This is a genomic window from Candidatus Competibacter phosphatis (assembly GCF_012939995.1).
Taxonomy (GTDB): domain Bacteria; phylum Pseudomonadota; class Gammaproteobacteria; order Competibacterales; family Competibacteraceae; genus Competibacter; species Competibacter phosphatis.
The window spans coordinates 18430-28798 of sequence record NZ_SPMZ01000034.1 but is presented as its reverse complement, the minus strand read 5'-3'; the positions used below and the strand labels follow the sequence as shown (position 1 = coordinate 28798).

At 61.0% G+C, this 10369-nt stretch carries 8 protein-coding genes and 1 pseudogene; 2 read left to right on the top strand and 7 right to left on the bottom strand.

Going from position 1 to position 10369, the window contains the following annotated elements; genetic code table 11:
• The first annotated feature begins 50 nt into the window (after positions 1 to 50).
• A complete protein-coding gene (locus tag E4P82_RS12415; protein WP_420887105.1) occupies positions 51 to 182 on the top strand; it encodes an ISAzo13-like element transposase-related protein in 132 nt (43 codons plus the stop codon).
• 73 nt (positions 183 to 255) lie between these two features.
• Here E4P82_RS12415 and E4P82_RS12410 read toward each other — a convergent pair.
• Positions 256 to 813 (bottom strand): annotated as a pseudogene (locus tag E4P82_RS12410) (transposase); the annotation flags it as partial.
• A 276-nt stretch (positions 814 to 1089) separates the two neighbouring features.
• On the opposite strand from E4P82_RS12410, the gene E4P82_RS12405 reads away from it, so the two are divergent.
• On the top strand, positions 1090 to 1383 hold the full coding sequence (locus E4P82_RS12405) for a DUF6916 family protein (protein WP_169249186.1): 294 nt from the start codon (positions 1090 to 1092) through the stop codon (positions 1381 to 1383).
• Here E4P82_RS12405 and E4P82_RS12400 read toward each other — a convergent pair.
• From E4P82_RS12400 to E4P82_RS12375, 6 genes are all read right to left on the bottom strand, one after another.
• On the bottom strand, positions 1376 to 1879 hold the full coding sequence (locus E4P82_RS12400; protein ID WP_169249185.1) for a GNAT family N-acetyltransferase: 504 nt from the start codon (positions 1877 to 1879) through the stop codon (positions 1376 to 1378). The two genes, E4P82_RS12405 and E4P82_RS12400, sit on opposite strands and share 8 nt — an antisense overlap.
• Positions 1879 to 2220 (bottom strand): DUF6916 family protein, encoded by a 342-nt coding sequence (locus tag E4P82_RS12395; protein WP_169249184.1) that lies wholly within the window; start codon positions 2218 to 2220, stop codon positions 1879 to 1881. Before E4P82_RS12395 ends, E4P82_RS12400 begins: the two co-directional genes overlap by 1 nt.
• A 100-nt stretch (positions 2221 to 2320) precedes the next feature.
• Positions 2321 to 2845 carry a phage tail protein gene (locus E4P82_RS12390; RefSeq protein WP_169249183.1) on the bottom strand — a complete coding sequence of 175 codons (525 nt, stop codon included), beginning with the start codon at positions 2843 to 2845 and terminating at the stop codon, positions 2321 to 2323.
• 10 nt (positions 2846 to 2855) lie between these two features.
• Positions 2856 to 3359 (bottom strand): phage tail protein, encoded by a 504-nt coding sequence (locus E4P82_RS12385; RefSeq protein ID WP_169249182.1) that lies wholly within the window; start codon positions 3357 to 3359, stop codon positions 2856 to 2858.
• 12 nt (positions 3360 to 3371) lie between these two features.
• Positions 3372 to 3869 (bottom strand): phage tail protein, encoded by a 498-nt coding sequence (locus E4P82_RS12380; RefSeq protein ID WP_169249181.1) that lies wholly within the window; start codon positions 3867 to 3869, stop codon positions 3372 to 3374.
• 68 nt (positions 3870 to 3937) lie between these two features.
• On the bottom strand, positions 3938 to 10177 hold the full coding sequence (locus tag E4P82_RS12375; RefSeq protein WP_169249180.1) for an Ig-like domain-containing protein: 6240 nt from the start codon (positions 10175 to 10177) through the stop codon (positions 3938 to 3940).
• Between the last annotated feature and the right edge of the window lie 192 nt (positions 10178 to 10369).

Genomic DNA, 10369 nt, shown 5'->3' with positions numbered 1-10369 from the left:
GTTGATCGGGGCCACCCACACCCGCACCGGCTTGACCGTACACAGCGCGATTGGATCAGCACACCTATCCCACCGGGATCAAGATCAGCGGCGACCAGATGAGTCACGTCCATCTTCAAAAAGCCCCCTTCCACGGGGAATGGAATTACACCATCTCACCCGAAACCCCGGATAAAACTTGACCGGGTTATTTCTAAACAGATCCTAAGGTGTTTTGGGATACGCAGTTCTTGGTGCGAGTCGCGCGGTGGCGGATTCGTCCTCGCCGCGCAGCGCCGAATAGAGGCCATCCGCCCACACGTAAACGGAGTGTTCCCCGCTCAGGTCGCGACGGTTCCAAGCGGCATAGGCCTCCGACCATTCCGCCTTGAGCCGGCTCACCACCGCCGGCGACAAACCCTGGGCCTCGTCGCCCAGCAAAACCGACAGGGCCTCCCGCATGTCCCCGGTTGAAATCCCACGCAAGTACAGCCACGGCAGCGCCGCTTCCACTCGTTGGGCTTTCCGGACATAGGGCGGCACCAGCGCCGAGTTGAACTTGATCCCGCTCCCGGAGCGGTCGCGGACTTTGGGAATTCGCACCGGCACCGGTCCCAGCCCGGTGAGGATCTCCCGCTCGGGCAAGTGACCGTTTCTGACCACCGCTTGGCGTCCTCCCCAATCGGTCACGTTTTCATACTGATCCAGCAGCCCCTGCAATTCGGCTTCCACCGCCTTCTCAATCAACCCTCGGGCGCCTCGCCGCAACAACTCGGTCAGCGAATCCTGGATCGACCCTGGCGTTCCCAACCACCTCGCGCTATTTTCATTCATGGCGTACCTCTTCGTTCATGCTGAAACCTGATCTCGTCCATCTCGTTTCAGCAGGGTATGCCCCTTCCTTCAACCCGCCTGTACACCAGATTCGGTTATAACTCCCCACCGGATCAATCCGCACGGAACCTTCATCTGTGTGTGCTGCTTGATTCAAGCGAAACTCCCGGCCACGGAGATCGAAGCGCTCCTGGCTCGTGTCCTCGGCCACGGCAAGCGGACCGCCTGCTATAAACTTGAAGATTCGTACCGCCTCGTCATCGTAGGGAACAAACCATGCTGGATACCCTTACCGTAAACGATTGGTCTGCATGTCTGGGACAGATTTTCCAAACCCACTCCGGACCGAAAGAGCAACTCGACTTGCAACTGACCTCCGTCACCCCGCTGGGCGCCGAAAGCGGTGACCGGCGGCAACCCTATTCGCTGTTGTTTTCCGGTCCGCTGACGCCGCTGCTACCGCAAGCTATTTACCCATTGCGGAATGCCGTGATGGGCGAGCTTGGAATTTTTCTGGTTCCGCTCGGTCCAGCAGGCCAGACGATGCGCTACGAGGCGATTTTCACCTGAGCGGCTCGGCTGCTTGGTCGGGCAACGATTCCACCGCCAACAAGAGATAAACGCCGGTTTCGCCGACCGGCTCGAATCCCACTCGTCGATACAGCCGCAGGGCGGGATTGTACCGCTCGACGTGAATGGTCAGACGTTTACCTGTTACGGCAGCTTCTTCCAGCAAATCGCGCAACAGTCCGCTACCGATGCCTCGATTGCGATAGTCGGGCAGCAACGCGATGTCCATGATGCGGATCTCTTCCCGCCAGCGCGCAACGTACAGCCGGCCGACGGGCTGGTCATCCAGCAAGATAAGATCGAATCGGGCGCCTTGATAATGAGTCTGGTAATGGTGGTGCTGCGCCTCGAACTGCTGGGTGAGAAACGCCTGTTTTTGCGTATCGTCCCAATCGGTGAGGGCGAGTTCCTCGGCGCGGGTGCCGGCATAGACGCGAAAGAGAAATTCGCGGTCTTCGGAATGGATGGGCCTGAGGTGGAGCGGCGATTGCGGCATCAACGCAGTAAATTGAAATCAGCCCGGTAATATTGGCTTTGGCCATCGGAGATAGTGGGCGCGATCAGCAACCGGAATTCCCCGGCGGCGGAATGCTGGAACTGATAAACCCCTCCTTCGAGAAGGTCGTTGCCAAGACCCTGAAAGCGCGCCACGAACTGCTCGGTTTCCTTGCCGCGGCGCGGACGGTCCACACCGACTAGCTTCAGGTTGACGACGATGCGCAGGCCCGGACCGCCGTAGACTTGGAAGGTCTCGCCGATATAGGCCTTGAGTTTGTCGTAGCTAAATCCTTCGCCGAGCGGAACCAGCGGCGCCTTGGCCGCTGGGCGCGCGGCCATCCCCGCCGGTATCCAGCCGCCCAATGCCATCCCGGCAAAAACCATTGTGTTTTTTATGAATCCGCGTCGTTGCATCGCAGCGTTCCGAATGAGAGAGATCTTAGGTTCGAGGTGGAAATACGCCTTGCAGCGCGATACAGAAGTAGAAGGTCAGGTAGGGCTGCATGTTGTTGTGCGGTTGGTCGCCACCGGCGGAGGTTAAGGCTTGAGCGGACATTGGCTGTATGCCTGCGTCTGAGTTTTGGTACAAAAAACCGTTGGTGGACCGCGCTAACACGCGGGTGTTTGTTGGAGCCTTCAGGTCGCCATCGTCGGAAGAGGCCCGCGGGGTATGGCTATGGGACGGGATTTCGCTCTCAAGCAAAGTTACCGTCTCGCTCCCGCCCGTCTCGCCAAGATCGTGCAGCGACAGTCCCGGTCCCTGGCCGGGGTGCATTGGCGCCCGACCCTGTAAATCCGGCAAGGCGAAGTTGCTCTTGCCATTACCGCCATAGGTCGTGCCCAGGAGCGAAAACAGCGCTGTGTTCTGCGACAAGGGCATGAGTTGCCCGTCGCACCAAGCCCAGCCCTTGGGAGCGAAATTGAAGGGGAAAATTCGGATTTCGGCGACGAATGGGTCAGCCATCTCTTTCCTCCTAAGTGGGCGACGGGAAAATCCCGAACAGTGAAATGATGAAATTGATACAGAGATAGGGCTGAAAATTGGTGTGTGGCTGGCTACCGCCGACCGCCGACACCGCATCCGGATTCATATTGCTGTTGGCCTGATCTTCAATGTAGGGATTAATCACCACCGACTCGGCCAAGACGTTGATAACCGGACTTGTGTTGGTTCCAGCCGAGGTGGACGCCAGCAAGGAGTGGCTATGAGCCGGAATCTGGCTGACCGTCAGCGTGACCTCTTCCACCCCGCCTGTTTCCGCCAAGATAAAGCCGTTACCCATGTGCAAAGGCAAGCGGCCGCGCAAATCCGGCAGGGCGAAAGTATCCTGCCCATTGCCGCCATAAGTCGTGCCGATCAAGTTGAACAGCGTCTCGTTCTCGGAAATTGACAGATGCTGGCCTTCGCAGAACATCCAGCCCGCCGGCGCGAAATTTCCGGCGAACATCCTGATCTCACCGACATAAGGTTGTGCCATAGCCGTACTCCTTTAGGTCGGGCTGGGAAAAATGCCTTGCAGGGCAATCGAGAAATTCAAGGTCAGGAAGGGCTGCATGTTGAGATGGGCCTGCGAACCGCCAACACTGGCGATCGAACTTGGACCGAGCGCCGTCAAGTTTGACGGGATGCTGTAAACGTTGTTGGCGGTGGCCAGGACATTGCCGACGGCAGGCGCGACGTTCGCGTTCGACGGCGAACCCGATAAGACGTGGGTATGGGTAGGAATCTCGGCAATCGAGAGGGTGTGGGCTTGTTCGCCACCGCGCTCGCCGAGCGTGTGACCGCCGCCGACATGGATCGGCGCCCGGCCCTGCAAATTCGGCAGCGCGAAGTTCACCCGCCCATCGCCACCGAAGGTCGTTCCCAGCAGCGAGAATAGGCCCTGATTCTGGTTGATGGGCAAGAGTTGGCCATTGCATAAGGCCCAGCCTCTCGGCGCAAAATTGAAGCTCATGATCCGTATTTCCGACAAGAAGGGTTCCGCCATCACTCTTTCTCCTTCGTAGTGCGACCGGGCAGTGCCCGGCCGGTTGTTGTGCGAGCCCTACAACCCTGTTATGGCGATGGCAACGTACAGGCTGCGCCGCCAGTGTAACCGCCGCCGGCGCCGCTGGCAGACGCGCTGCCCGGTTCGCCGGCACTGCCAGTGTTCTGCCCTTGAATGAAAGACACTACTTGCGCCAACGAACCTGCGGTTTGGTCTATGCCACCAGCATAACCCGGCAATCTCACCGTGGCTTCCTGCCGCTTGCGCAATCGGAAATCATCCGGTGCGCCTCCACCATGGCTGAACACGTTGGCGAGTGCCCCTGCCCCTCCCAACTCCAGGCAGACATTGTTCGTATCGACATTGCCGAACACGTTTGTGGAGGTGATGCCGTGATTCGTCTGAATGGCTTCGCGTGCAGCGGCGTCCACTTGTTGGTCGATCGTATTGCTTTGCACGGTCAGGTTGAGGACGCTATCGCCGTCTCCCGCCTCGCTGAAGATGCCGCGATCAAAACATTGGCGGATGGTGTTGCCGGTGACCGCCGAATTGTGCGTGCCATTACCGCGCGCCTCGATGTATACGCCGTGGGCCTGAGTCGAACACGACAACGATACGCCCGACGAGCCGATGACATTGTTGCGGACAAAACCATCAAAGACCGCCGCCGCGCTGGAAGTCCCGAGGTTGGCGTGGACTGCGGTCGTCACTGAACCGGTGATGTGGTTGCCATTGACGTCGTAATCAATCCGGCCATTCCAACCGGGGACACCGGTAGCCGCACTGATCGTGATGCCTTGCCCGAGCGGAGTCGAGTGTCCACCGGTGAAGGTGTTACTCGTGATATTGACGTTGAGCATGCCGCTGTTGACGCCCGCTGTCTGGATATGATCGCCTTCGGTCGAGGAAAAATGGCTGCCGGTGACGCTCAGCGCCATATTCGCCGTACCCAACGCCTCCATCAAAATGTTGTCGTCAGCATCGCCATTCGACGGGTTTTGGCGGAATTGGCTGCCCGTGATCGAGAAAGCCGTCAGGGCCGCCCCGTCAAGGTTACGGATTGCGACGTTGCGGTGATAGGCATTTCGAATCGTCGAATTCGTGATGCTGCCCGTGCCGTGCAATCCGTTAGGCGTGATGCTGCTGGTGTCGCCGAAATCGATACTGTTCTCGTTCAGTGCGTTACCGTTGCCGTCGAGTAAAGAAGACGCCAGTGTAAAACCGGTGACGTTCGTGCCTTGAATGCCGTCATCGCCGGAGTTGATCACCCGGATGCGGGTCAAAGAAACGTTGCTGGTGCTGGTCAGCACGATGCCCGGGCCAGTGGTGCTTTGAATGGTCCCGCCCGTGCAATCCGCAGTGACCGGAGCGGTCGTGGTGGCCGCTGAGGCAGGTGGGCCACTACTCACTGAGCCACCACACAGCCCTGCGGAATTCCCTGTAACGGTCACCCCCCCGCTCGCGCCGGTGTTGTTCAGCACGATGCCGTTGGCCGCGCCATTGGCGGAAATGCTTTGGAACGTCAAGCCACTCGCACCAATGGTGGTATTGGCGACATTCAGCGCCGTGCCTGTCGTGCTGACGATCGTGTTGCCCGTGCCCGTGACATTCACCGTGCCGCCGCCGGTGGCGCTGAAGCCGTTGCCGCCGGTGGTGCTGATGGCGAGCCCGCCGCCGGTAAAGTTGATCGTGGCACCGGTGTTGTTAGTCAACATCACGGCGGGATTGGCTCCCGAGGTCACGACTTTGCTGGCGTTGCTCAAGGCAATCGTGCCGCTGGTGTTGTTGGCGATGTTGATCGCCGTACCCGTACCGTTGGACGAAAGAGCACCGCTCAGGGTGATGTTCCCCACGCTGTGGCTCTGAATGTCGATGAGTATGCCTGTCGTGATGCTGCCGCCATAGGTGATGGCCGCGGTGCCGCCGTTCACTACGAAGGCCACGCCCGAGGGTCCCGTGAGCGTGCCGGTACCCAGGTCAACCGTCCCGGCGATGTTGTTCAGGCGCACGTTTTGTATCCCACCACTCGACGAGACGCTGCTAAAGGTGGCGTTGTTGAGCGTGCCAAAGTTCAGATTGAGCGCCTGTCCGTTGGTCGCTATCGCGGCGTCATTGACCGTCAAGGTGCCGAAGTTGGTGCCAAAAATGGCGTTATTCCCCGCCCCGACGTTGCCGAAATTGAAACCCCGGATCGTGTTGCCGGTGCTCAGCGCGACGCAATCGGCTCCTGCCGCCGTCAGTGTCGGCCATTGGGCGCTGTTGTTGGTCAAACCAGGCAGGGACGAGCCGATCACCGGGATCACGCCGGAGAGTGTCGCTAGATTGCTGCCCGAACCTTCGCCGATCAGCTTTTCGTTCGGCAACAAGCTGATGCCGCAGGTGTAGCCGCCGGCATTGTGCTTGACGAAGATCGTATCGTCGGAGGTATCAACGCCGACCGCCGCCGCCAGCGTCTGGAATGGCCGCGCCTGGTTGCCGACGCCACCCGCTGCCGCAGCCACATCCACGAACCAGACCAGCTCGGTGTTTTGCAGCGTGAACACGATATTGGCGGTGTCGCCGCCGCTGACCGTGTAGCAGAAGGTCTTGGTGGTGTTGCCGACCCCCGCCGGCGGTTCGTAGCTGAAACTGCCGTCGCCGTTCAGCGTCAGCCGACCGTTGGCCGCGCCAGCATCGAGTTGAGCGCCTGGAGCGGTGCCGGTGCAAGCACCGAAGCCGAAGCCGATGATGCTGCCGACGCCGAGTTGGTCGTTGGCGGTGACCGGGCCGCTCTGGATGCCGGTATTGACGTTCAGCGTCAGATGCGGGGTGACGTTGTAGGCGTCGTCCTCGGCAAGCGATTGCGTGGTGAAGCTGAAACTCGGGCTGGTGGTCATGGTGTCCGGCGGGTCGGCGGTGTCCATGTCGCTGATGCCGCCACCGCTGATCGTGACCGTGCAGCTCACGCCGCCGGGCAGATTGACGGTGGGGTCCAGGATAATAATGTTGGTGCCGTTGCCGCTTAAGCTGTAGGCACGGCCACCACCGCCGCAGTCGAGAGCCAAGCCGCCGAGGGCGACATTGACCGCTTCGCTGAAGTTGACGGCAATGTTGCTGCCGACGTTGACGTTGACGTTGCCGTTGGCCGGGCTGCTGCTGACGAAGGTCGGGGCGGTATCGACGGTGAACACGCGGTTGAACGCCGCATCCAGCTCATCCGGCGGGTCGACGCTGTCTTCGTCGGTGGCGGCGTTGGTCGGCACGCTTAGCGCACAGCTCGCGCCTTCCGGCAACGGGGCGGTCGGGGTCAGGGTGACGGTGGTGACGTTGCTCGTGGCGCTGCTAGAGAAGGTTACTGGGTTGCTGTTGCACGTCAGCGCGATGTTGGCCGGCACGACATTGACCGCTTCGCTGAAGTTGAGCGTGACGGTCTGGGTGGTCGCCACCACGGCGGCACTGGCCGGCGTGCTGCTCGCCAGCACCGTCGGGGCGGCGTCGACGGTGGTAAACGTCGCGGTGAAATCCGCCGTCATGTTGTCGGGCGGGTCGTTGTTGTCCTGATCGGTGATTTGGGTCGCGGTAACGGTGACCGTGCACACTTCGCCATTGGCGAAATCAGTGGTGGGGTCGAGGGTGAAGCTGGCCGGGCCACCGCCGAGGGCGAAGGGGTGGTTGCCGCTGGTGGCGCAGCTAATGGCGAACGCCGCCGCCGGGGCGTTAACGTTTTCGCTAAAGGTGATCAGCACATTGGCGTTGATGGGCACGCCGGTCGCGTTGTTGGCGGGGTTGATGTTTTGCACCTCTGGCGCGGCGTCGATGTTGACGGTCTTCGTCGCGGTATTGCTGGTGCCGCCGTCGCCATCGGTGAGGACCACCTCGACCACCCGGGACGTGCCGGTCGGGGTGCTGGCGCTGAAGTAGGTGAGGTTGCGCAGCAACGCCTGGGTCGCGGTGAGGTCGGCGTTGGCGTTCAAGGCGATGCTGAGCGTTGACGTCGCGGTGCCACAATCGAACTCGGTGCTGATCGTCCCGATGGTCACCGCGCCCGCGCCGGGGTTGAAGGTCACGTTGGCGCCGCTGACACCGATCTGATCGGGGTCGGTGCCTTCGTTGCGCACGCTGAGGCGGTCGTTGTTTTCGCAGTTGGTGGTGACATTGGCGGTGAGGACACCGGTGTCGAAATTGGGCGAATCGATGTCGATGACGGTGGCGGTGGCGTCCAGGATGACGGGACTGATGGTGTCGTAGGCCACGGTCGGGCCGGGCAGCGCGATGACGGGGGCGTCGTTCAGGCAGTTGACGGTGACCGAGACCGTCGCCGTGGAGCTGCCCGGCGTCAGGGTGTAGGTGAAGGTGTCCAGCGTCGTGCCGGATGGGTTGTTGCAGTAGTTGGCGTTGGGTTGGTAGGTCAAATCCGCCCCGCCGTTGGTGATCGCCACCGTGCCGCTGGTCGGTTGCGTCACCGAGTTGACGAGCTTGGGACCGGCGTCGGGATCGGTATCGTTGGCCAACACGTCGATCGTATTGACTCCGGAGTCTTCGTCCACCATGGCGGGGTCGTCCACCGCCGCAGGCGGGTCGTCCACACAGGTGACGGTGACGGTGACCGTGGCCGAGGAGCCGCCCGGCGTCAGGGCGTAGGTGAAAGTGTCGAGCGTCGTGCCGGGCGGGGCGTTGCAGTAGTTGGGGTTGGGCTGGTAAGTAAGGCCCGTGCCGCCACCAGTGATAACCACCGTGCCGTTGGCCGGCTGGGTGACGGAGGCAATGCTGATAGGACCGCCATCGGGATCGGTGTCGTTGGCCAGCACGTCGATGGCGGTGGCCGGGGCGTCCTCGGTCACCGTCGCGGGGTCGTCCACTGCCGTGGGTGGATCGTCTACCGCCGTGACGGTGATGGCGAAGCTTTGCGGCGTGCTGGTGTTGATGTTGGGCGGGGTGTTGGAACCGTTGTCCGAGAGTGTCACGGTGATCGTCGCGCTGCCGCTGGCGTTGGCCGCCGGGGTGTAGGTCAAAACTCCGGTCGGGGAGATCGCCGGTCCCGGGCTGAACAGGCTGGGATTGGTGTTGCCGGTGAGGTTGAAGGTGAGCGTCTGCCCGGCTTCGTCCGTCGGTCCCGCGCTGATGCCGGTAGCCCACGGGTTGACGGTCTGCGCGCCGGCGTTTTCCAGCACCGTCTGATCCGGCCCTTTGGTGAAGCTGGGCGCGTCGTTGACCGGCGTCACGGTGATGACGAAGATTTGCGCCGGCGAAGTGTCCACGCCGCCGCTGGCGGTGCCACCGTCGTCCTTCAACACCAGGGTGATCGTGGCGTTGCCGTTGGCGTTGGCCACCGGGGTGTAGGTGAGATTGCCCGTGGTGGCATCGACCGCCGGCCCGGCGCTGAACAGACCGGGATTGGTGTTGTTGGTGACCTGAAAGGTTAAGTTCTGTACTGAGCCGGGGTCGCCGTCGTCGATGACCGTGGCCCAACCGTTCACCGTTTGCGCCCCCGCGTCTTCCAGCACCATCTGATCGGCGCCCTTGGTGAAGCTGGGCGCATGATTAGGCGTTTGGGCATCGGCGACATCGATCCGGAAAAACGCATTCGCACCCTCGCGCGCGGCGAAGGCCGCGAGAATGTCGGTCGTGTTCGAAGTGCTGTCTCCCCCCGCGTCGGTACCGGCCGCCGGTACGCCTTGCCAGTCGTTGATTTGGCCGTCCAGCAGAAAGCCCGCCGCCCAGACGATGCCCGCCATCACCATCCCGACCAGCAAGATTCCCACCATGCTCGCCGGCAGGTGGGAGCGCTGCCGGATCACCGCAACCAGCAGGATCAGGATCAGGCCCAGCAAACCCCATTCCGACAGGGTGGGAATCCCCACGGATTCTCCAGTGGGCCGCAAGCCGAACAGGATGGGAGAACCACCACTCGCCCCCAGCAAATCATCGCTGGTCGACCCTTGCGCGGCGAAGTAAAGACGCACCGGAGGACCGGGGGGAGCAATGGCATCGGCGGGAGCGGCTTGTTCGATGACATCGGCTCCCCCGACGCCGTTGTTCAAACCCACCGGATAGGGGGTACCGGGCAAAGAAACCGGGGCACCGAAACTCCCCCCAACGCAGCTTTCCAAGGTCAGGCTGATGACCTGGGGCGTGGCGGTTTCGGAAATGGTTGCCGTGAGCCGTCGTTCGATTCCAGTAACGGTCCCAGCGTTCGGAAGGGTGACAGTACAGCCCGTCGCCGTATTGTTGTCAGTATCGATTAGAGTGAAGTAATGGATCTGCGCCCAGACGGGAGCCGATAAGAAGACCAACGCCACAGCCACCAGCCAACGCACAGTTAAGCCCATGACCCTACCTCAATTTATGGGGAACTTCTCTTCACTCCATACCAACGCGGTTGGTCTTTCGAAAATTAAGGGTAGGTAGCTCCTCAGCAATAAACAAGATGCTCGTTAACAATTCTTCAAAATTAAGTTACTAGTGATCATTCTTACTTGACATGAAACTCAAAATTTTCAACCAATGAAAAATAACCAATA